We start from the raw sequence: 21,829 nt of genomic DNA, 5'->3' as shown, positions 1-21,829 counted from the left end.
CTGCCTCCACATCACCGATCGGTCCGATCAGTATGAGGGCAGCGGCTGTGCGCCCGGCCGGGGGGCCGGTGACGGCGTCAGCCCGTGGGCACCCGTTCCGGCAGTCCCACCGGCCAGCTGTGCACCGGATCGCCCTGCTCCGTCAGCTCGCGGTAACGGCGGGTGGTGGCGGCCAGGGCGGCCTCCCGGCCGAGGCCCAGGTCGAGGGCCCGGTGGAAGGTCGCGGCCTGCCAGGTCGCGCCGTTCACCCTTCGCCGGCACCGCTCCTCGATCACTCCGAGATACAGATCCCGGTCGGCCGGCTCGATCCCCCACGCGTCCAGCCCGGCCTCGGCGAGCGGCAGCAGCTCGTCCCGTACGAGGGTGACCGCGTCCACCTCGCCCAGCCCGCCGAGACGGCCGCGCCGGGGCCAGGTGAGGCGGGCGTCGATGCCGTACCTGCAGGCGGCGTCGAAGTTGGCGGCCGCCGCCTCGAACGGCAGCCGGGTCCACACCGGCCGGCTGTCCTCGGCGAGGGCGCGGACCACGCCGTAGTAGAAGGCCGCGTTGGCGATGACGTCGGTGACCGTGGGACCGGCGGGCAGCACGCGGTTCTCCACGCGCAGGTGGGGCACGCCGTCGGCGATGCCGTAGACGGGGCGGTTCCAGCGGTAGACGGTGCCGTTGTGCAGGACGAGTTCGGCGAGGCTGGGGACACCGCCCCGGTCCAGCACCTCGAGCGGGTCCTCGTCGTCGCAGAGGGGCAGCAGGGCCGGGTAGTAGCGCAGGTTCTCCTCGAACAGGTCGAACGCCGAGGTCACCCAGCGCTCCCCGAACCAGGTGCGCGGCCGTACGCCCTGGGCCTGGAGCTCGGGCGGGCGGGTGTCCGTGGACTGCTGGAACAGCGGGGGCCGGGACTCGCGCCACAGTTCGCGGCCGAAGAGGAACGGCGAGTTGGCGCCGACGGCGATCTGGGCGGCGGCGACGGCCTGGGCCGCGTTCCACACACCGGCGAAGCGCTCCGGGGTGACCTGGAGGTGCAGTTGCACCGAGGTGCAGGCGGCCTCGGGGGCGATGGACTTGGAGGTGCAGCTGAGGCGTTCGACGCCGTCGATGTCGAGGGTGAACTCCTCACCGCGCGCGGCCACGATCTGTTCGTTGAGCAATGCGTAACGGTCGACATCGGAAAGATTCGAGGAGACCAGGTCGTCCCGGTCCAGTGTCGGCAGGATGCCGATCATCACGATCCCCGCGTCCACTTCACCGGCTTTCCGGTCGGCGTACGTGAGCGAAGTGCGCAGTTCCTCGTCGAGCCGGTCGAATACCCGCCCGCCCAATCGGTGGGGGGCGATGTTCACTTCCAGATTGAACATGGCGAGTTCCGTCTGGAAGTCCCTGCTGGCGATCCGTTCGAGGACTTGCGCATTCAACATTTTCGGCATGCCGTCGGCGCCCGCGAGATTCAACTCGATCTCCAGCCCCATGAGGTTCTTGGGGCGGTCGAACCGCTTCTCCGCCAGCAGTCGTTCCAAGCCCATCAGACAGCTGCGGAGCTTCTCGCGGTAGCGCTGGCGATCGGACAGGTCGAACTGACCTGCCACGACCTTCTCCCCCATCGAAGGGTCCTTCCTCGCACGGGCGGGCCGAAGAGCGGCCGCCGGGTCCCGGTCCACAGGGGAGGATGCCCCGTCGATGCGATCGATAACGCCCCGGACGGAACCGTCGACCGCTAGTCTGGTCGGGGTGACCAGTGGCACATTCACGAGGCATGGCACAGAAGACGCCTTACGGGTCGGTTGCGAACTCGTGAAAAACGCCGACGAGAATAGGCCGACCGCTTCGCGGCCATTATCCGAGGTCATCGGCGTGCATCCGGCCCGAGATCGGGATGATTTCCACATTTTACCGGCCAGAAGTACCCTTGTTCCGCCGGTCGAAAACAGCTAGGCGAAACACAGCCCGAACGCGTGTCGTATAAACTTTGCGCACAAGGCAGAAGGTGGCGCCCACGGTTCGAGCGATCCAGCCGGGAGGTGGCGTGCGGCACTCCTCACCTCCGTCTCCCGGGCTCAGCCCCCCGGCCCCTGCCTCTCTGACCTTCGCGAGCTGACAGCGCCGTCCGCCCCGCCACGCCCCGCCCTCGCGCCACTGTGCCTTCGAATGAGAGGCGACCCACCATGCCGCTGCATGTTCCCCCGGCTCCCGCGCCCGCACTGCGTTCCGTCCTGACCGCGCTCTCCTCGCCGACCGCGGTCCGCGAAGCCCGAACCCCCTCCCTGCTCGTCACCCAGGGACCCGTCTCACCCGAGCTGCCCCTTCCCGTGCACGTCCTGGACCGGACCACCCCCGACGACGGGACCTCGACCCGGCTGGCCGGCTGGCGTTTCCTGATCCGCACCGGCGACCGCGCGGTGGCCGCCGCGGACACTGTGCCCACCGCCGACGGCTGGACGTTCTCCCGCTTCTTCGAGGGCCCCTACATCACCTCCACCGAGCTCGCGCTGCGCCAGGCCGAGGCCATGACACAGCCGTACCAGCCCCGGCTGCTGTCGGTGCCGAGCCTCTACATGCTGGCGCTCTGGCTGCACGGCGATCCCACCGCGGACAGCGCCACCGGACACCCGGCCGCCACCGATCTGCTCGTCCCGCTCGCCCCGGCGCCGCCCGGCATCGCGGCCCACCGCCCGCACCGGTTCACCGACCTGCTCCCGGTCCTGACGCACCGGGTGGCACCGACCCGCCTGCTCGGCTCGTCCGCCTGAGCGTTCACCCCGTGCCCCGCCGCCCGGACCCCCGACGCGGCGGGGCACACGTGTCTCCCGGACGGACTAGCCTCATCCGGCCACGGCGAACCACCCGAAGTGACAGTGCAGTTGGGATGAACCGTCCGCGCGGGTGACGCGTCCTCAAGCTGTGAGGAGCGGTGCCGCGAAATCCCTGCGGATCCTCGCCCACGGGGCAACACTGGTTTCCGACCGACTTATCACAACGGGGGGCGGCCATGAACGAAGCTTCACGCCGCGGAACTGAAACGACAGCCGACTCACAGATCACCACAGAGCGAGAGATCCCACCCATGTGCCAGCACCAGCCACCGTGCCCCTCAGCAGACTCCGCCGACCGGGAATCCGCCCGTCTCGTGGCGCACCACCCGGAGCAGGGGTGGAGCCTGCTGTGCAACGGTGTCGTGTTCTTCGAGGACACCGGTGAACTCCTGCCCGACGGCAGGGTCATCGCCCCGCAGCGTCCCCGGGACGCCAGCCTGACCACCGCCTGAGCACGACCGGGCGGAACGGGGCCGCCCGAGGCGACGAGGGGCCGGACGCAGGACCTTCTGCGCGCCGGCCCCGACGCGTGTCCGGGACCGGTCACCCACCGTGGTCCGGCACGTGGGAGGGGTGACCGGCCGGCCCCTCCGCCAAGAGCCGGTCCCGCGACGCCTTCCCACGGACGCCCGCTTTCCGGAAGACTCCTGGAAGTTTCGCGGGTTCCGTCACGGAGGTGGGGCAAGTGGCAGCACATGAGGCCGACGCCGGGGGCAGAGTCACGATCACGGAGATCGCCCGGCAGGCCGGCGTCTCCGTGCCGACCGTCTCCCGCGTGGTCAACGGCCGTTCCGACGTCTCCCCGGAAACCCGCGCCCGGGTCGAGGACCTGCTGCGCCGTCATGGCTACCGCAAGCGCCCCAACGCCTCCACCTCGCGCGCGGTCCTGCTCGACCTGGTCTTCAACGACCTCGGCAGCCCCTGGGCGGTGGAGATCATCCGCGGTGTCGAGGAGGCCGCCCACGCGGCCGGGGCGGGCACGGTGGTATCGGCGATCCACGGACGCTCCGGCGACGCCCGGGAGTGGACGCGCAATCTGCGGGCGCGCGCGTCCGACGGCGTCATCCTCGTGACCTCCGCGATGAACACACTGCACGAGGAGTTGCAGATCCTGGGCGTCCCGCTGGTGGTCGTGGACCCGGCCGGCTTCCCCGCCGCGGACGTGCCGACCATCGGCGCCGCCAACTGGTCGGGCGGCATGGCCGCGACCGAACACCTGCTGGCCCTGGGACACCGCAGGATCGGGCTGATCGCCGGGCCGTCGCGTCTGCTCTGCGCACGCGCGCGGCTCGACGGCTACCGGGCGGCCCTCGAGGGCGCCGGCATCACGCTCGACGCATCGCTGATCGTCCCCGGTGACTTCCGCCCGGAGGCCGGCTTCGCGGGGTGCAACGCCCTGCTGGACCTGCCGGAGCCGCCGACCGCGGTGTTCGCGGCCAGCGACCAGATGGCGCTGGGGGCGATCGAGGCGCTGCGCGGCCGGGGGCTCAGGGTCCCGGAGGACATGAGCGTGGTCGGCTTCGACGACCTTCCGGAGGTCCGCTGGTCGGCGCCGCCGCTGACCACCGTCCGCCAGCCCCTGGCCGACATGGGCAAACTCGCCGTCCGTACGGTGCTCCGTCTCACCCGTGGCGAACAGCCGGACTCCCCCCGTGTGGAACTGGGCACGGACCTCGTCGTCCGGGCGAGCACGGCCGCTCCCGCCGAGCGGGGCTGAGGCGCCTCCGGCACCACCTATCGTGACCGGCATGCAGTCCTACACGATCGGCCAGGCAGCGAGGCTGCTCGGCGTGAGCCCGGACACCGCCCGCCGCTGGGCGGACGCGGGACGTATCACCACCCACCGCGACGACAGCGGACGCCGGCTCGTCGACGGGCGGGCCCTGGCGGCGTTCTCCGTCGAACTCGCCAGGGCCGGCGCCGTCGAGGAGGGCACTCCGTACACCTCCGCCCGCAACGCCTTCCCCGGCATCGTCACCGCGATCAAGCTCGGCGACGTCGCCGCCCAGGTCGAGATCCAGGCCGGCCCGCACCGCCTCGTCTCGCTGCTCACCCGGGAGGCCGTCGAGGAACTGGGGCTGGAGGTCGGCATGGAGGCCACGGCCCGCGTGAAGTCGACGAACGTCCATATCGACCGCACCTGACGATGGAGACGCACATGCGTACCCCCTGACCACTTTCCCTGGCTCATGCGATGCGACATCGGGTGAACGCCTTGCAGACGCGCCAGTATGATCGGCGTAGCGGGAGGGCGTTGCGGGCTCTTCCGCAGACCCGCAGAGGGAGTGCTCCGACATGCCCCGTTCGCATGGGACCCTTCGGATCGCCGGTGCCGGGACAGCCGCCGCCGTACTGATGCTGAGCGCCTGTTCCGCGTCCGGCTCGGGCTCGCCGGCGTCCGGCGGGCAGGGCGTCACCGGCACGGTCACCGTCTTCGCGGCCGCCTCGCTGAAGGAGAGCTTCACGACGCTGGGCGAGCGGTTCGAGAAGGAGCACCCGGGGACCGAGGTCACCTTCAACTTCGGCGGCAGCGACGGCCTGGCCGCCGGCATCAACAGCGGTGCCCCGGCCGACGTCTTCGCGGCGGCCAGCGCGAAGACGATGAAGCTCGTCACGGACGAGGGGCTCACGGCGGGCAGCCCGAGCACGTTCGTCCGCAACCGGCTGGAGATCGCCACTACGCCGGGCAACCCGCACGCGATCGACTCCCTCGAGGACCTGACCGCGTCCGGCCTCAAGGTCGTGCTGTGCGACGAGACGGTGCCCTGCGGAGCCGCCGCGCGGACCGCCCTCACCGCCGGCGGCGTCGAGCTGAAGCCGGTCTCGTACGAGCAGGACGTCAAGAGCGCCCTGACGAAGGTCCGGCTGAAGGAGGCCGACGCCGCCCTCGTGTACCGCACGGATGTGAGGGCGGCCGGTGACAAGGTGGAGGGCGTGGAATTCCCGGAGTCCGCCGAGGCCGTCAACGACTATCCGATCGCCCGGCTCGAGAACGCGCCCAATCCGTCGGCGGCGAAGGCGTTCGTGGCGCTGGTGAAGTCCGCGCAGGGCCAGAAGGTCCTGGCCGAGGCGGGATTCCTGAAGCCATGACCGACGGCCGGGAAACCCCCCGGAAGGCACGCCCCCGCGCCCCCGGCCGCGGTGTCCCCCTCGCCCTCCTCGCGCCCGCCCTCCTGGGTATGGCGTTCCTCCTGGTGCCCCTCCTCGCCCTCCTCCTGCGCGCCCCCTGGCGGGACCTCCCCGGGCAGCTGACCAGCCCCGGGGTGTGGGAGGCGCTGCGCCTGTCGCTGCTGTGCGCCACGACGGCGACCGCGCTGAGCCTGGTCGTCGGCGTTCCGCTGGCGTGGCTGCTGGCCCGTACGGACTTCCCCGGCCGGGGTCTGGTCCGCGCCCTGGTGACGCTCCCGCTGGTGCTGCCCCCGGTGGTGGGCGGTGTCGCCCTGCTGCTCGCCCTGGGCCGCAACGGCGTCGTCGGCCAGTGGCTGGACGCCTGGTTCGGCATCACCCTGCCCTTCACCACCACGGGCGTCGTCCTCGCCGAGACGTTCGTGGCGATGCCGTTCCTCGTCATCAGCGTCGAGGGCACGCTGCGGGCCGCCGACCCGCGCTACGAGGAGGCGGCCACCACCCTGGGCGCCTCCCGCTTCACCGCGTTCCGCCGGGTCACGCTGCCGCTGATCGCCCCCGGCGTCGCGGCCGGTGCCGTACTGGCCTGGGCGCGGGCCCTCGGGGAGTTCGGCGCGACGATCACCTTCGCCGGCAACTTCCCCGGCCGCACCCAGACCATGCCGCTCGCGGTCTACCTCGCCCTGCAGAACGACCCGGCCGCCGCCATCGCCCTCAGCCTGGTCCTGCTGGCGGTGTCCGTCGCCGTACTGGCCGGGTTGCGGGACCGCTGGATGAGGGCCGTCTGATGGCCGTGCCGAAGAATGCCGGGAAGACACCGGGCCCGGCCGCCGAAGGGCTCGACGCACACCTCGTCGTGGACCGCGGCTCCTTCCGCCTGGACGTCGCGCTGACCGCCGCGCCCGGTGACGTCGTCGCCCTGCTGGGCCCGAACGGGGCCGGCAAGACCACCGCCCTGCGCGCCCTGGCAGGCCTCGCCCCGCTCGGCGCCGGGCACCTGCGGCTGGACGGCGTGGATCTGCGCCACACCCCGCCGGAGTCCCGCCCGGTGGGTGTCGTCTTCCAGGACTATCTGCTCTTCCCGCACCTGACCGCCCTCGACAACGTGGCCTTCGGACCGCGCTGCCGGGGCGCCGGCAAGGCGGAGGCACGCGCCCAGGCCGCCGAGTGGCTCGACCGCATGGGGCTGGCCGAGCACGCGGGCGCCAAGCCCCGGCGGCTGTCCGGCGGCCAGGCCCAGCGGGTGGCCCTCGCCCGCGCCCTGGCCACCCGTCCCCGGCTGCTGCTCCTGGACGAACCGCTCGCCGCCCTGGACGCCCGCACCCGGCTGGAGGTGCGCGCGCAGCTCCGCCGCCATCTGGCCGCCTTCGAGGCCGTCGCCGTCCTGGTCACGCACGACCCGCTGGACGCCATGGTGCTCGCCGACCGCCTGGTCGTCGTGGAGCGGGGCCGGATCGTGCAGGAGGGCACACCCCCCGACATCGCCCGCCACCCGCGTACCGAGTACATCGCCCAGCTCGTCGGCCTCAACCTGTACCGCGGGCGGGCCGACGGCCACACGGTGCGGCTCGACGCGGGTCCCGCCGTGAGCACCACGGAGGACCTCTCCGGGCCCGCGTTCGTGGCGTTCCCGCCCGGCGCCGTCACCCTGTACCGGGACCGGCCGACCGGCTCCAGCGCCCGCAACCTCTGGCGCTGCGAGGTCGCCGGTCTGGAGACCCACGGGGATCAGATCCGCGCGGAGCTCACCGGCGAGCTCGCCCTGGCCTCCGACCTCACCGCGGTCGCCGCGGCCGAACTCGACCTGCGTCCGGGCGCGACGGTCTGGGCGGCGGTCAAGGCGGCGCAGACCCACGCGTACCCGGCGTAGCCGAAGGGGGCCCTCCGCAAAGGGCCCCCTTCAGTGTGTGTCAGTCCTCGTACGCGTCCAGCGGCGGGCAGGAGCAGACCAGGTTGCGGTCACCGAAGGCCTGGTCGATACGGCGCACCGGCGGCCAGTACTTGTCGGCGGCGCTCACCCCGGCCGGGAAGACGGCCTCCTCGCGGGCGTACGCGTGGTCCCACTCCCCGCCGAGCGCGGCGGCGGTGTGCGGGGCGTTGCGCAGCGGGTTGTCGTCCGCGGGCCACTCGCCGGAGCCGACCTTCTCGATCTCCGCGCGGATCGCGATCATCGCCTCGCAGAACCGGTCGAGCTCGGTGAGGTCCTCGGACTCGGTGGGCTCGATCATCAGCGTGCCGGCCACCGGGAACGACATCGTCGGCGCGTGGAAGCCGTAGTCGATCAGGCGCTTGGCCACGTCGTCCACGGTGACGCCGGTCGCCTTGGTCAGCGGGCGCAGGTCGATGATGCACTCGTGCGCGACCAGCCCGCCGGGGCCGGTGTAGAGCACCGGGTAGTGCGGCTCCAGACGCTTGGCGATGTAGTTGGCGCTGAGCACGGCCACCTGCGTGGCCCGCTTGAGGCCCTCGCCGCCCATGAGACGGACGTACGCCCAGGAGATCGGCAGGATGCCCGCCGAGCCCCACGGCGCCGCCGAGACGGGCCCGACGCCGGTCTCCGGGCCGGCCTCCGGCTGGAGCGGGTGGTTGGGCAGATACGGCGCCAGGTGCGCCCGCACACCGACCGGACCGACGCCGGGGCCGCCGCCGCCGTGCGGGATGCAGAAGGTCTTGTGCAGGTTCAGGTGCGAGACGTCACCGCCGAAGTGGCCCGGCTTGGCCAGACCCACCAGGGCGTTGAGGTTGGCGCCGTCCACGTACACCTGGCCGCCGGCCTCGTGCACCTCGGCGCAGATGTCGGCGACGTGCTCCTCGAACACGCCGTGCGTCGAGGGGTACGTGATCATCAGCACGGCGAGCTCGTCACGGTGCTGCGCGATCTTCGCCCGCAGGTCCGCGACGTCGATCTCGCCGTCGTCGGACGTCTTGACGACGACGACCTTCATGCCGGCCATCACGGCGCTGGCGGCGTTGGTGCCGTGCGCGGAGGACGGGATCAGGCAGACGGTGCGCTGCTCGTCACCGTTGGCGCGGTGGTAGCCGCGTACGGCGAGCAGACCGGCCAGCTCCCCCTGGGAGCCGGCGTTGGGCTGGAGGGACACCTTGTCGTAGCCGGTGACCTCGGCGAGACGTTCCTCCAGCTCGTGGATGAGCGTGAGGTAGCCCCGGGCCTGCTCGGCGGGCGCGAAGGGGTGCAGCTGACCGAACTCGGGCCAGGTGACCGGCTCCATCTCGGTGGTCGCGTTGAGCTTCATGGTGCAGGAGCCCAGCGGGATCATGCCCCGGTCCAGCGCGTAGTCGCGGTCGGAGAGCCGGCGCAGGTAGCGCAGCATCGCGGTCTCGGAGCGGTGCTGCCGGAAGACCGGGTGGGTCAGGTACTCGTCGTCGCGCAGCAGCGCGTCCGGCAGGGTGTCCCGCGCGGCCGCGTCCAGCGCCTCGGCGTCGCCGTCGACGCCGAAGGCACTCCACACGGCGGTCAGCCGCTCCCGGGTGGTGGTCTCGTCGCAGGCGATCGAGACGTGGTCGGCGTCGACCAGGCGCAGGTTGACGCCGTGGTCACGGGCGGCGGCGACGACCTCGGCGGCCCGCCCGGCGACGCGCACGGTCAGCGTGTCGAAGTAGGAGCCGTGCACGATCTCGGCCCCGCCGGCCCGCAGGCCCTCGGCGAGGACGGTGGCGTACCGGTGGGTGCGCCGGGCGATCAGCCGCAGCCCCTCCGGGCCGTGGTAGACCGCGTACATCCCGGCCATGACGGCGAGCAGCACCTGGGCGGTGCAGATGTTGCTGGTGGCCTTCTCGCGGCGGATGTGCTGTTCACGGGTCTGCAGGGCGAGGCGGTACGCCTTGTGCCCGTCGGCGTCGACGGAGACGCCGACGAGCCGTCCGGGCAGGCTGCGCGCCATCTTCTCCTGCACGGCCATGTAGCCGGCGTGCGGCCCGCCGAAGCCCATCGGCACACCGAAGCGCTGCGTGGTGCCGACCGCGATGTCCGCGCCCAGCTCACCGGGCGACTTCAGCAGCGTGAGGGCGAGCAGGTCGGCGGCGACGGTGACCAGCGCGCCCAGCTCGTGCGCCTGGTCGATCAGCGGCTTGATGTCGCGTACGGCACCGGAGGCGCCCGGGTACTGGATCAGCACGCCGTTGATCTCGCGCTCGGCGAGCCCGGCGGGGATGCCCTCGCTCAGGTCGGCGACGACGACCTCGACGCCGGTCGGCTCGGCACGGGTCTCGATCACGGCGATCGTCTGCGGCAGCGCGTCCGCGTCGACCAGGAACAGGCCCTTCTTGTTCTTGCCCATGCGCCGCGACAGCGCCATCGCCTCGGCGGCGGCGGTGCCCTCGTCGAGCAGCGAGGCGCCCGAGGTCGGCAGGCCGGTGAGCTCGGCGACCATGGTCTGGAAGTTCAGCAGCGCCTCGAGCCGGCCCTGGGAGATCTCCGGCTGGTACGGCGTGTACGCCGTGTACCAGGCGGGGTTCTCCATCACGTTGCGCAGGATGACGGGCGGGGTGAAGGTCCCGTAGTACCCGAGCCCGATCATGGAGCCGAGCACCTCGTTGCGGTCGGCCAGCGTGCGCAGCTCGGCCAGTACCTCGGCCTCGCTCCGGGCACCCGGCAGGTCCAGCGCGTCGGCGTTCTTGATGACGTCCGGCACGGCGGCGGCCGTCAGCTCGTCCAGCGAGCCGTAGCCGACCTGGGCGAGCATCTTGGCCCGGGCCTCATGGTCGGGGCCGATATGGCGCTGCTCGAAGGGGATTCCCTGTTCGAGCTCGGAGAGCGGAGTGCGAGGGGCGGTCATTGAGGAGGCCTCCTGGTCCGACGACCTTCGAGGGGCACCACGGCGCGGGTGCCCGAACGGCCTCCCCCTCTGTCATCTCGACCTGAGAGCTTCACCGGACGGCCCGAAGGCGCCCGGCTTTCACCGTCGGTGAGAGCGGAAGCCGTCGACACCCGCCCTGCTTTCCAGAGTGACCTCGTCCGTGCGGTACGTGTGCCTGAGAGATTCCGGGGAGGATTTGCTCCTTCGGCGCCTCCGATGACGTCCGGAGGGCTCTCCCGCACGGGGTCAGCAGCCGTTTGCCAGCGTACCAGCGAGCACCGCACCAGAACCTTCGAGTGGCCGTCCAGCCGATTGTGCCGTTCTGTAGTGCTTACGGATGAGTTTGCGACCAATGGAGGGCCTGTGCAGACCGACATCGATCCGCGCCACCTGATCGGCCGCAAGGCGTTCGACCGCAACGGAACCCGGATCGGCACCATCGACGAGATCTACCTCGACGACGCCACCGGCGTACCGGAGTGGGCGGCGATACGCACCGGCCTGTTCAGCAGGGACGCCTTCGTCCCCCTGGAACCCAGCGAACTCATCGACGGCGCCCTCCACGTCCCCTTCGAACGCGCCCTCATCAAGGACGCACCCGACTTCGGCGTGGGCCGCCATCTCTCCCCCGAACAGGAACTCCAGCTCTACCACCACTACGGCCTGGACCTCGCCGCTCCCCCTCCCCTCCCGGACCGCGACTTCGGCAAACTCGCCGGGAACGACAAGCCGGCCTGATCCGCCCCGCTCACCGGCTCTCCGTCCGCATCCCTCCACCGGTCTCCGCGCCCTCGTCCTCCCCGGGTCCCCGGGACACCAGCGGCAGCGGCTGCGCCGGCTGCAGAGCCGGGTCGTCGACGCGGAAGGTCCTCACCCGGCCCGGCTCCGAGCCGGGCGTCTCGAAGCGCGCCGTGACCCGGCCCAGCCCGCTGCCCTGCACCCATCCGTGCCCGTACACGGCGTGCCGTACGTCGTGCCCCGCCGGCCAGCGCCGCTCGGCGGGCGTCTCCGGCTCCGGCGCGGGCACGGCCTCGGCCTCCTCGCGCGGGAGGTCGTCGGCGGGTACGCCCGCCGCCTGCGCGAACAGGTCCTCCTGCGTGTAGTCGGCCAGCCCGCTGACCCCGACGCCCAGCAGCCGTACCCCGCCGGTCGTGTCGACCGAGTCCAGCAGCCGCGCGGCCGCCTCCCGCACCACCGCCGGATCGTCCGTGGGGCCCCGCAGCGTCTCGGACCGGGTGAGGGTCGAGAAGTCGTACCGGCGCACCTTCAGCACGATGGTCCGCCCCGACAGACCCGCCTCCCGCAGCCTGCGCACGCACCGGTCCGCGAGCCGCCGCACCTCCGTCCCCACCCGCACTCGGTCGTGGATGTCCACGTCGTACGTGTCCTCGACCGAGACCGACTTGGTCTCCCGCTCGGCCACCACCGGCCGCTCGTCCCGGGCCAGTGCCATCGCGAACAGCGCGTGGCCGTGGGCCTTGCCCAGCAGCCGTACGAGCTCGTCCTCCCCGGCCTCGGCGAGCTCGCCGACCGTGTGGATCCCCGCCCGCCGCAGATGGTCACCGGTCGCCGGTCCGACGCCCGGCAGGGTGCGGACCGGCAGCGGCCCCAGCAGGGCCCGCTCCGTGCCCGGCTCGATCAGCACCAGTCCGTCCGGCTTCGCCTGCTCCGAGGCGATCTTCGCCAGCATCTTGGAGGCCGCGAGCCCCACCGACCCGGTGAGCCCCGTGACCGCCCGTATGTCCGCGCGCAGCTTCGCCCCGGCCAGCCGCGCCGACCGCTCGTCCCAGGCTGTGCCGCCGGCCTCCAGGTCCACGAACGCCTCGTCCAGGCTGAGCGGCTCCACCAGCGGTGACAGGGCCCGCAGCAACCCCATCACCTGCTCGCTGACCGACCGGTAGAGAGCGAACCTCGGCACCAGGTACGCGGCGTTCGGCGCGCGTCGCCGGGCCTGCGCCATGGGCATCGCCGAGTGGACACCGAAGATCCGCGCCTCGTACGAGGCGGTGGCCACCACACCCCGCGGCCCGAGCCCGCCCACGACGACCGCTTTCCCGCGCAGGCTCGGTTTGGACGCCTGCTCCACCGAGGCGAAGAAGGCGTCCATGTCGAGGTGCAGGATCGTGGGCGCGGATCTCACATCTCCGATGCTGCCCTACGCCACTGACAACGGCCGCTCCCGGGCGGCCCCGGACGGCCTCAGACCGCCTTGTTCCGCCGCCGCGCCAGCTCGTCCATCGGGTTGTGCCCGACCAGCGTCTCCCCGGTGTCGACGCGCTCCCCGTGCAGCTGGGACAGCGCGCTCTCCACGTCCCGCCACACCACGCCCACGGCGATGCCGAAGACGCCCTGGCCACCCTGGAGCAGGGCGTGCACCTCGTCGGGCGAGGTGCACTCGTAGACCGTGGCCCCGTCGCTCATCAGCGTCATGCGCTCCAGGTCGCTGAAGCCGCGCTCACCCAGATGCCGGACCGCGGTGCGGATGTTCTGCAGGGAGACGCCCGTGTCCAGGAACCGCTTGACGATCTTGAGCACGACGACGTCACGGAAGCTGTAGAGCCGCTGCGTGCCCGATCCGTGGGCCGGCCGCACGCTCGGTTCGACCAGGCCCGTACGGGCCCAGTAGTCGAGCTGCCGGTAGGTGATGCCGGCGGCGGCGCAGGCCGTGGGCCCCCGGTAGCCGATCTCCTCGGACGCCATGGATGTCGCCCCTCCGCTGCTCGGCACAGCCGTCGGTCGCTGCGGAACCTGGTCGATCGCACCGCCGTGCGCGGGATGCCCCCCGCTCGGACGGAGCCGGGAGCTCTGGGGAGGGTACGGCCCGCTCGCCCCGAAACCGCGTCCGGGGGCACCCCCAGCCGTACCGTCGCCGCTGCTTCTCACGCCGACCTCCGTCCTTGACCTGCCTCCTCGAAGGTAGGCAGTCACCAAGGGTGCGTCAACGATCGCCACACTCGGCACGCCGAGTGATAATCACCCTAAGAGTGGTTTCCCGTACCCCGTCGCGGGGAAAGGCTAGCCGAATGCCCTCGGCGTGAGCCCCGGCGGCCGACCGGGCCGACGGCCGCCCTCACTGGTTGCTGGTTCCGAAGTCCTCCGGCGAGATCTGGTCGAGGAACTCGCGGAACTTCTCCACCTCGTCCTCCTGCTCGTCCGGGATGGCGATCCCGGCGTCGTCGAGCACCGTGTCACTGCCGTAGATCGGCGTACCCGTGCGCAGGGCCAGCGCTATGGCGTCGGAGGGGCGGGCACTCACCTCGACCCCGCTGGCGAACACCAGCTCCGCGTAGAAGACACCTTCGCGCAGATCGGTGATGCGTACCTCCGTGAGCTCCTGTCCGACGGCTTCCAGCACGTCCTTGAACAGGTCGTGGGTCAGCGGCCGTGCGGGTGCCATGCCCTGCTGGGCGAAGGCGATGGCCGTCGCCTCCCCCGGTCCGATCCAGATGGGGAGGTAGCGGTCGCCGCCCACTTCACGCAACAGCACGATCGGTTGGTTGGAGGGCATCTCGACCCGGACACCTACGACATCGAGCTCGTTCACACAGCAACCCTAGGCCGTGCCCGGGACGTTTGGGTAGTCGGGCAGGGAACGGGTGGCCGATCCGGGCCCCCGCGCCGCTCCGTCTCAGGGCAGCCGTATCCCGAGTGCCGCCTGCACCAGCGCCGCGTGCAGCTTCATCGTGAGCCCCGCCAGCTCCTTCGTACGCGCCTGCGCGTGGGCCCTGGTCTGCGGGTTCCGGTGGCGCTTCAGCGGGGCGACCACCTGGTCCACCAGCCCGGCCTCACGGTCGGCGGCGGCCTTCATCGCCCTCAGATGACGCGGCTCGATCCCGAACCGTCCCAGCTCGGTGATGAGCCCGGCGACGGTGACCGCCTCGGCGTCGTACAGGCCGTCCTCGACCGGGGCGAGCAGCCCGTACGACTCCCACTCGGCGAGCGTCCGCTCGTCGATGCCGGCCGCGGCCAGCAGTCGGCCGCGCCCGATACGCGCCACCGCGGGCCCCTCGGCGGCGGGCTCCTGAGCGGTCTCCCCGTCCCCCGGACGGCCCAGCACCGGCAGCTGGACGGCCTCACCGCGCTCCATGGCGTCGAGGTGCTCACGGATCACCTTGAGCGGCAGGTAGTGATCGCGCTGCATGCGCAGCACATGGCCGAGGCGCTCGACGTCCCCGGCGCTGAACTTGCGGTACCCCGACGGGGTCCGCTGCGGCTCGATCAGCCCCTCCGACTCCAGGAAGCGGATCTTGGAGATGGTGACCTCGGGAAACTCCTCGCGCAGCACGCCCAGTACCGTGCCGATGCTCATCAGTCCGGTGCCCGCGGCGGCGGCGCCGTCGCCGGCACCGCCGCTCGGTGTCTGAACCATGAACCTTCCCTGGGGGTCCCCCGGACGGATCCGGGAGGTCAGTAGCCCCGCTGGCTCGCGTAGAAGACCAGCCGGTACTTGCCGATCTGCACCTCGTCGCCGTTGGCCAGGGCGACCTGGTCGATCCGCTCACGGTTGACGTACGTGCCGTTCAGGCTGCCCACGTCGGCCACCGTGAAGGAGCCGTCCGGGCCGCGCCGGAACTCCACGTGCCGGCGGGAGACCGTCACGTCGTCCAGGAAGATGTCGCTCTGCGGGTGACGCCCGGCCGTGGTCAGGTCGCCGTCCAGCAGGAAGCGGCTGCCCGAGTTCGGCCCGCGGCGCACGACCAGGAGCGCGGAACCCACCGGCAGCGCGTCGACGGCCGCCTGCGCCTCGGGAGAGAGCATCGGCGTCGGCGTCTGGCCGGTGGCCTCCGCGTCGTAGGCCTCGAGACCGGAGATCGAGATCGTGGACGTCGTCTCCGAGGGGCGCTCCGGGGTGACTCCGGGCCTCAGCGGCGCGCCGCAGTTGGAGCAGAAGCGGCTGTTCTCCGCGTTGCGGTTGCCGCACCTCGTACACACCAGGGCCGACATGGACGGATCCTCCTGCCGCGGCTGCCCCCCGGGGGCGTGGGACGCGTACGGGCCGGAGAACTCTCCACCCGTACCTGAGGTCGACGGTTGCCCGAAACCTATGCCGCCCGACTGTGCGGGGTCAACGGACGACGCGCCCTGACCCACCTGGTCCCGGTACAGCGGACGCTGACCTTCCGCCTCAGGCTGTGCGCGATGGCGAGCGGTCGCGTTGTCGCTGCCCTCTCGCCGCGCGCTCTTGCCGAACAACTTCGCAAACAACTTCACGGGCGATTCCCCTTGACCGAAACAGACCCGCCCGTGGGGCAGGACGAACCCTGACTGAACACATTGGCCGACCCGGACATCTTCACAACGTCCGCCTCCGCCAGACAGTTTCCACCACGCACCACCCATTCGGTGCGCCGACCCCCCGCAACCTCATGCCCTCGCCGGACGCCCCGCATGCACCCCCGGTTCACTGGGAGGACGACCGAGCGTAGTCAGGCCGCTTCACCACCCGCAAGGCATCCACGACGATCTTGGCCGACCGCTCCACGGTAACGGTGGCCTGTTCCTTCTCGAGAGTCTGCACCACGCCTCCGGGGATGTTGAGCGCCGGCTCGAGGTCCTGCGGCTTGCCGATGACCTTGAAACGATAAGGCGTGGTGATCTTGTTCCCGTCCACGGCGACACCGTTCCCGGAGTCCGTCAGATAGGTGCCCGCCACCACCCGCACATCGTTCACCTGGATCGCCTCGGCACCGGCCGCGCGCAGCTCCTGGACGGCGTCGAGCAGCATGTCCGCCTCGACCGTCCCCTTCGTGTCCTCGATGGTCATCGTGATCCCGGGCCCCTGCGCGGCCACGGTGCCCGCCAGCACACCGAGTTGCCGCTCCTTCTCGATCGTCTGCTTGCGGGCCTCCTCGGCCTGGTCGGAGCTGTTCTCCAGCTCGTCGCGCTGCTTCTCGAGTCCCTGCTTCTCGTCCTCAAGACGCTCTGTGCGGTCGTCGAGTTCATCGAGGATGCGCACAAGATCTTCCTGGCGCGCCCCGCGCAGCGCGCTGTCACCGTCGCTGTTGGACGCCACCTGGACGGCAAGACCGAAACCGAGACCGAACAGCAGAAGGGCGACGATGAGTTGGGCCCGGGTCACCCGCGGCGGCCACAGCCCGTTCACCAGCCGCTGTCGGCCGGTCAGCCCGGGCGGGGGCTCCGGAACGTGCTCATCCGCCGGTGTGGGCGCCTTCGCGGGCACTTCGGCGGGCACCTCAGCGGGCAGTTCCCTGCGCAGCCCGGTCAGGGGCGAGGCGTCCGGTGCGGGCCGGGGCGGGGACACCGCCGGGCGCGTCGTCTCGTCGGATTCGTGCGCACTCATCGGCCTCACGCCCGGAACACGTGCCGGCGGATCGCCGCGGCGTTGGAGAAGATACGGATACCGAGGACCACGACGACACCCGTGGACAGCTGGGCCCCCACGCCGAGCTCGTCGCCGAGGAACACGATCAGCGCGGCGACGACCACGTTCGACAGGAACGAGACCACGAAGACCTTGTCGTCGAAGATGCCGTCGAGCATGGCCCGCAGACCTCCGAACACGGCGTCGAGCGCCGCGACGACGGCGATCGGCAGGTAAGGCTCGACGACCGCCGGAACCTCGGGCCGGACCAACAGTCCGGCCACGACTCCCACGACGAGGCCCAGTACGGCGATCACGATGTGCCCTTCTCGGTTATCGGCTGTGCGGTACGTACGATCACACTCGGTGCGGCGGGCAGCCGGACGTCGTCCTCCACGGAGAGGGCCGTCCGGATCCCGTAGTTCTCTTGCAAGGCATGCAGATACAGCCCGTCCGCGCTGTTCTGGAACCGGTCACTCAACTCCCCGCCGTCCCCCACCGCGAGCACCGTGTACGGCGGCACCAGCGGCCTGTTGTCGACCAGTATCGCGTCTCCCGCGGCCCTGATCGCCGACAGGGCCGTCAGCCGCTGCCCGTTGATGGAGACGGCCTCGGCACCGGACTCCCACAGACCGTTGACCACACGCTGCATGTCACGGTCACGGACCCGCCCGGTGTCGGAGAAGCCGGTGGTCGACCGCGGACCGCCGTCGCCGCCCGTACTCGCGTCCTTGGCGTCGTTCACCACGAGCCGCACGCCGGGCCCGTGCACCGCGACGGCGCCGGACAGGATGCCCACCAGTGCGGACCGGTCGCCTCCGCTGTCCCGGAGCGCCTCGCGCTGCCGCGCGCTCACGTCCGCGCGCAGTTCGTCGACGCTGTCCTCGAGCTTGTCCGCGGCCTCGGTCTCCTGGTCGATCCGGTCGATCAGCTCCTCGCGCTCCTTGGCGACGACGGGAGCCGCGACCCGGGCCTGAGCGGCCCCGACGGTCACGATCAGGGCGGCGAACACCAGGCCGACGGCGAGCCCCAGCCTCGCCCTGAGGGTCTTCGGCATGCCGCCCTCGCCGGAGGTCTTCCTCCGCGCGGCGGCCTCGGCGTATCCGTCGTCAAGGCTGTGGTCCATGACGTTGGTGAGCAACGACATGGAGGCGTCCGGGCGCGCGGGCCGCACGGGTGTGCTCCGAACGGGGGGTTGCTGCGGCATGCCGCACATCGTCGCACGCCGCGGCCACTACCTCCGAACGGACCTACCGGCGTGCCGGACAGGCCCCCTTGGGGACACTTGTCCGGCACGCACGTGTACCGCTCGTTCTACCGCCGACGCCGGCCGCTCACCGGCCCGCGCTGTCCACGACCGCGGACCACTCGTCGAGCAGGGCCTGTGCGGAAGCGTCGTCGGGGCCCTCGGCCCACAGATGGGTGACCGCCTCGGCCGGGTCGGGCAGCACCATCACCCAGCGGCCGTCGGTCTCCACCACCCGCACGCCGTCGGTGGTGTCCACGAACCGGTCTCCGGCCGCCTCCACGACCCGCCGCATCACCAGGCCCTTGACGGCCCACGGGGTCGCCAGGTCCCGCTTGAGCACATGCGCCCGCGGGATGCGCGCGTCGATCTGGCTGAGCGTGAGCTGGGTGCGCGCCACCAGCCCGATGAGCCGCACGAAGGCCGCGGTACCGTCGTAGACGCTGCTGAACTCCGGGACGATGAAACCGCCCTTGCCGTCACCGCCGAAGATCGTCCCCTCCTCGCCGCCCACGCGGGTGAGGTCGTCGGGCGAGGTGGTCGTCCATTCGACCTGCGTGCCGTGATAGGCCGCGACCTGCTCGGCGATCCTGGTGGTGGTCACCGGGAGCGCCACCCGGCCACTGCGCCGCTCGGAGGCGATGAGGTCGAGCATCACGAGGAGCGACCGGTCGTCCTCGATGATCCGCCCCTTCTCGTCGACGAGGGACAACCGCTCACCGACGGGGTCGAACCGTACGCCGAACGCGGCGCCGGAGGACGCCACGATCTCCCCGAGCCGGACCAGCCCCGAGCGCCGCATCTCGGCCGTCTCGGTCGGCCTGGACTCGTCGAGACCGGGATTGATGGTCAACGAGTCGACGCCCAGTTTGCCGAGCAGGCTCGGCAGCACCAGACCGGCACTGCCGTTGGAGGCGTCGACGACCACCTTGAGCCCGGACTCCGCGATACCGGTGATGTCGACGTTGCGCAGCAGCGAGCCCGTGTACGAGTCGAAGACACTGGCCGGGAAGTGCAGGTCCCCGATCTCCCCGGGGAACGCGCGCCGGTACTCCTGCCGCGCGAACACCCGGTCCAGCTTCCGCTGGCTGCCCTGGGAGAGGTCTGCGCCCTGTCCGTCGAAGAACATGATGTCGACGGAGTCCGGCACTCCGGGCGTCGTCCGGATCATGATGCCGCCCGCGCTGCCCCGTGCGGTCTGCTGCCGTGCCACGGGCAGCGGCACGTTCTCCAGGTCCCGTACGTCGATGGCGCTGGCCTGCAGCGCGGAGATGACCGCTCGCTTCAGCGCACGGGCACCACGGGAGTGGTCGCGGGCCGTGGTGACGGTCGAGCCCTTCTTCAGCGTCGTCGCGTACGCGCCGGCCAACCGCACCGCGAGTTCCGGTGTGATCTCGACGTTCAGGATCCCGGACACGCCCCGGGCACCGAAGAGATGTGCCTGTCCTCTGGACTCCCAGATCACCGAGGTGTTGACGAACGCGCCCGCCTCGATGGTCTTGAACGGGTAGACCCGTACATTGCCCTGGACGATCGATTCCTCGCCGATCAGGCACTCGTCACCGATGACGGCGCCGTCCTCGATCCGTGCCGCGCGCATGATGTCGGTGTTCTTGCCGACGACACAGCCCCGCAGATTGCTGTGCGGTCCGACGTACACGTTGTCGTGGACGACGGCCTTGTGCAGGAAGGCGCCGCTCTTCACGACGACGTTGGACCCCACGACCGTGTGTTCGCGGATCTCCGCACCGGCCTCGACCTTGGCGTAGTCGCCGATGTAGAGCGGCCCGCGGAGCACGGCGTCGGGGTGCACTTCGGCTCCCTCGGCGACCCACACGCCCGGGGAGATCTCGAAGCCGTCGATGTCGACGTCGACCTTGCCCTCCAGGACGTCGGCCTGCGCCTTCACATAGCTCTCGTGCGTGCCGACGTCCTCCCAGTAGCCCTCGGCGACATAGCCGTAGACGGGCTTGCCTTCCTTCATCAACTGCGGGAAGACGTCGCCGGACCAGTCGACGGGCACATCGGGGTCGACGTAGTCGAAGACCTCGGGTTCCATGACGTAGATGCCGGTGTTCACCGTGTCGGAGAAGACCTGCCCCCAGGTCGGCTTCTCGAGGAAACGCTCGACCTTGCCTTCCTCGTCCACGATGGTGATGCCGAATTCCAGCGGATTGGGGACGCGGGTCAGGCAGACCGTGACCAGGGCTCCCTTTTCCTTGTGGAAATTGATCAGCTCAGTGAGATCGAAGTCGGTGAGGGCATCGCCGGAGATGACGAGGAAAGCGTCGTCCTTCAGTGCCTCCTCGGCGTTCTTCACGCTCCCGGCGGTACCGAGTGGCTTCTCCTCATTGGCATAGGTGAGCTCCATTCCGAGCTCTTCGCCATCACCGAAGTAGTTTTTGACGAGTGACGCAAGGAACTGGACGGTCACAACGGTTTCGTTGAGCCCATGCTTTTTGAGCAACCGCAGAACATGCTCCATGATCGGCCTATTGGCCACCGGCAGGAGCGGCTTGGGCATGCTTGAGGTCATGGGGCGAAGGCGGGTGCCTTCACCCCCGGCCATCACGACGGCCTTCATGTCGGAAGCGTCCTCCTCGAAGAGACGACGGTCTGACCGACTTCACCCGCCAGGACTGGCCGGCACTTTTACAGTGCGGGCCGCCGCGCCACGATGCGCGTGCTGATCAGCGAGTTCAATCGGTCACAGCGTCCGCACGAACCAGACGGCGGACTTGGACCACGTAAAGCACTCCTGCCCACCAATACAGAGTTGTACCCCATCCGGCGAACGCCCAGCCGAAAATAGCAGCGAGTGACGAGATCCAGCCAGTTCCGTCACTGAGCAGGAGCAGCGGGAAGGCGTACATCAGGTTGAAGGTGGCGGCCTTCCCCAGGAAGTTCACCTGCGGCGGCGGATAGCCGTGCCGCCGGAGGATGCCCACCATGACCAGGAGGACCAGCTCACGTGCCAACAGAACGATGGTCAGCCAGAGGGGCAGGATCTCGCGCCAGGTGAGGCCGACCAGCGTCGAGAGAATGTAGAGCCGGTCGGCGGCGGGGTCGAGCAGCCGGCCGAGGCTGCTGATCTGGTTCCACCGTCGCGCCAGTTTGCCGTCCAGATAGTCGCTGACGCCGCTGAAGGCCAGCACCAAGAGGGCCCAGCCGTCGCTCTTCGGGCCGCCGAACTCCGGCCTGAGGATCAGCCACAGGAACAGCGGTACGCCAACGAGCCGTGCCATGCTGAGCATGTTCGGGATGGTGAGGACGCGGTCTGTCTGGACCCGCGTCTCCTGGACCTCCACCCGGGATCCTCCTGTGGGAAACGTGTCGATGATGCACCGACCTTACCTCAACGCAAAAAAGCTCTGGCTCTCGGGCTGTATGCCCGAGAGCCAGAGCTCTAAAAGGAGTTCGGCGGCGTCCTACTCTCCCACAGGGTCCCCCCTGCAGTACCATCGGCGCTGTAAGGCTTAGCTTCCGGGTTCGGAATGTAACCGGGCGTTTCCCC

At 70.7% G+C, this 21,829-nt stretch carries 20 protein-coding genes, 1 rRNA gene and 1 riboswitch; of the genes, 8 read left to right on the top strand and 13 right to left on the bottom strand.

Annotated elements, in window-relative coordinates:
• Positions 1 to 77: 77 nt before the first annotated feature.
• Positions 78 to 1,595, bottom strand: a complete 1,518-nt coding sequence (locus IH50_RS0122600) for a glutamate-cysteine ligase family protein (RefSeq protein ID WP_030865206.1) — start codon at positions 1,593 to 1,595, stop codon at positions 78 to 80.
• Positions 1,596 to 2,156: 561 nt separating this feature from the next.
• Between IH50_RS0122600 and IH50_RS0122595 the strand changes: the two genes are divergently transcribed.
• The 7 genes from IH50_RS0122595 (at position 2,157) to IH50_RS0122565 (ending at position 7,800) form a co-directional block, all read left to right on the top strand.
• Complete coding sequence (locus IH50_RS0122595; protein ID WP_030865203.1) at positions 2,157 to 2,741, top strand: hypothetical protein; 585 nt, start codon at positions 2,157 to 2,159, stop codon at positions 2,739 to 2,741.
• Positions 2,742 to 3,055: 314 nt separating this feature from the next.
• Complete coding sequence (locus IH50_RS0122590; RefSeq protein ID WP_030833720.1) at positions 3,056 to 3,256, top strand: DUF5999 family protein; 201 nt, start codon at positions 3,056 to 3,058, stop codon at positions 3,254 to 3,256.
• 233 nt (positions 3,257 to 3,489) lie between these two features.
• Entirely contained in the window at positions 3,490 to 4,521 is a 1,032-nt protein-coding gene (locus IH50_RS0122585) for a LacI family DNA-binding transcriptional regulator (protein ID WP_030865200.1), read from the top strand.
• A 31-nt stretch (positions 4,522 to 4,552) separates the two neighbouring features.
• Positions 4,553 to 4,948: a TOBE domain-containing protein gene (locus IH50_RS0122580; RefSeq protein ID WP_030865197.1), complete on the top strand. Its 396-nt coding sequence runs from the start codon at positions 4,553 to 4,555 to the stop codon at positions 4,946 to 4,948.
• Between the two features lie 151 nt (positions 4,949 to 5,099).
• On the top strand, positions 5,100 to 5,894 hold the full coding sequence (gene modA, locus IH50_RS0122575; protein ID WP_030865194.1) for a molybdate ABC transporter substrate-binding protein: 795 nt from the start codon (positions 5,100 to 5,102) through the stop codon (positions 5,892 to 5,894).
• Positions 5,891 to 6,718 carry a molybdate ABC transporter permease subunit gene (gene modB, locus IH50_RS0122570; RefSeq protein WP_030865190.1) on the top strand — a complete coding sequence of 276 codons (828 nt, stop codon included), beginning with the start codon at positions 5,891 to 5,893 and terminating at the stop codon, positions 6,716 to 6,718. Before modA ends, modB begins: the two co-directional genes overlap by 4 nt.
• Entirely contained in the window at positions 6,718 to 7,800 is a 1,083-nt protein-coding gene (locus tag IH50_RS0122565; protein WP_030865188.1) for an ABC transporter ATP-binding protein, read from the top strand. Before modB ends, IH50_RS0122565 begins: the two co-directional genes overlap by 1 nt.
• 40 nt (positions 7,801 to 7,840) lie before the next feature.
• Here the strand turns inward: IH50_RS0122565 and gcvP are convergent, their stop codons facing one another.
• Positions 7,841 to 10,726: an aminomethyl-transferring glycine dehydrogenase gene (gene gcvP, locus IH50_RS0122560; protein WP_030865185.1), complete on the bottom strand. Its 2,886-nt coding sequence runs from the start codon at positions 10,724 to 10,726 to the stop codon at positions 7,841 to 7,843.
• A gap of 174 nt (positions 10,727 to 10,900) precedes the next feature.
• A riboswitch (glycine riboswitch) is annotated at positions 10,901 to 10,996 on the bottom strand.
• A 114-nt stretch (positions 10,997 to 11,110) separates the two neighbouring features.
• Between gcvP and IH50_RS0122555 the strand changes: the two genes are divergently transcribed.
• Positions 11,111 to 11,485: a PRC-barrel domain-containing protein gene (locus tag IH50_RS0122555; protein WP_030865182.1), complete on the top strand. Its 375-nt coding sequence runs from the start codon at positions 11,111 to 11,113 to the stop codon at positions 11,483 to 11,485.
• Between the two features lie 10 nt (positions 11,486 to 11,495).
• On the opposite strand, the gene IH50_RS0122550 is transcribed toward IH50_RS0122555, so the two are convergent.
• The 11 genes from IH50_RS0122550 to rrf all read right to left on the bottom strand — a co-directional run.
• Positions 11,496 to 12,887, bottom strand: a complete 1,392-nt coding sequence (locus IH50_RS0122550; protein WP_030865180.1) for a DNA polymerase IV — start codon at positions 12,885 to 12,887, stop codon at positions 11,496 to 11,498.
• Positions 12,888 to 12,946: 59 nt separating this feature from the next.
• Positions 12,947 to 13,630: a MerR family transcriptional regulator gene (locus IH50_RS0122545; protein ID WP_078914071.1), complete on the bottom strand. Its 684-nt coding sequence runs from the start codon at positions 13,628 to 13,630 to the stop codon at positions 12,947 to 12,949.
• A 187-nt stretch (positions 13,631 to 13,817) separates the two neighbouring features.
• On the bottom strand, positions 13,818 to 14,291 hold the full coding sequence (locus IH50_RS0122540; protein ID WP_004934251.1) for a bifunctional nuclease family protein: 474 nt from the start codon (positions 14,289 to 14,291) through the stop codon (positions 13,818 to 13,820).
• Positions 14,292 to 14,375: 84 nt separating this feature from the next.
• Positions 14,376 to 15,116, bottom strand: coding sequence for a MerR family transcriptional regulator (locus tag IH50_RS0122535; RefSeq protein ID WP_030865176.1), 741 nt, complete (start codon positions 15,114 to 15,116; stop codon positions 14,376 to 14,378).
• A 38-nt stretch (positions 15,117 to 15,154) separates the two neighbouring features.
• Positions 15,155 to 16,087, bottom strand: coding sequence for an FHA domain-containing protein (locus tag IH50_RS40015; RefSeq protein WP_078914070.1), 933 nt, complete (start codon positions 16,085 to 16,087; stop codon positions 15,155 to 15,157).
• Positions 16,088 to 16,148: 61 nt separating this feature from the next.
• Positions 16,149 to 17,048 (bottom strand): DUF881 domain-containing protein, encoded by a 900-nt coding sequence (locus tag IH50_RS0122525; RefSeq protein ID WP_037872720.1) that lies wholly within the window; start codon positions 17,046 to 17,048, stop codon positions 16,149 to 16,151.
• 5 nt (positions 17,049 to 17,053) lie between these two features.
• Positions 17,054 to 17,386, bottom strand: a complete 333-nt coding sequence (locus IH50_RS0122520) for a small basic family protein (RefSeq protein WP_030808725.1) — start codon at positions 17,384 to 17,386, stop codon at positions 17,054 to 17,056.
• The gene (locus tag IH50_RS0122515) at positions 17,383 to 18,276 is read right to left on the bottom strand and encodes a DUF881 domain-containing protein (RefSeq protein WP_234328224.1); all 894 of its coding nucleotides are present in this window, start codon (positions 18,274 to 18,276) and stop codon (positions 17,383 to 17,385) included. Before IH50_RS0122515 ends, IH50_RS0122520 begins: the two co-directional genes overlap by 4 nt.
• Before the next feature lie 127 nt (positions 18,277 to 18,403).
• The gene (locus IH50_RS0122510; RefSeq protein ID WP_030865168.1) at positions 18,404 to 20,899 is read right to left on the bottom strand and encodes a mannose-1-phosphate guanyltransferase; all 2,496 of its coding nucleotides are present in this window, start codon (positions 20,897 to 20,899) and stop codon (positions 18,404 to 18,406) included.
• Positions 20,900 to 21,014: 115 nt separating this feature from the next.
• Complete coding sequence (locus IH50_RS0122505; protein WP_030865165.1) at positions 21,015 to 21,623, bottom strand: CDP-alcohol phosphatidyltransferase family protein; 609 nt, start codon at positions 21,621 to 21,623, stop codon at positions 21,015 to 21,017.
• A gap of 107 nt (positions 21,624 to 21,730) precedes the next feature.
• Positions 21,731 to 21,829, bottom strand: a 5S ribosomal RNA gene (gene rrf, locus IH50_RS38845); the annotation flags it as partial.

The organism is Streptomyces sp. NRRL S-37 (genome assembly GCF_000721605.1).
Lineage (GTDB): Bacteria > Actinomycetota > Actinomycetes > Streptomycetales > Streptomycetaceae > Streptomyces.
Note: the sequence above shows the minus strand (reverse complement) of the source record. Positions and strands in the feature narration are given on the sequence as shown.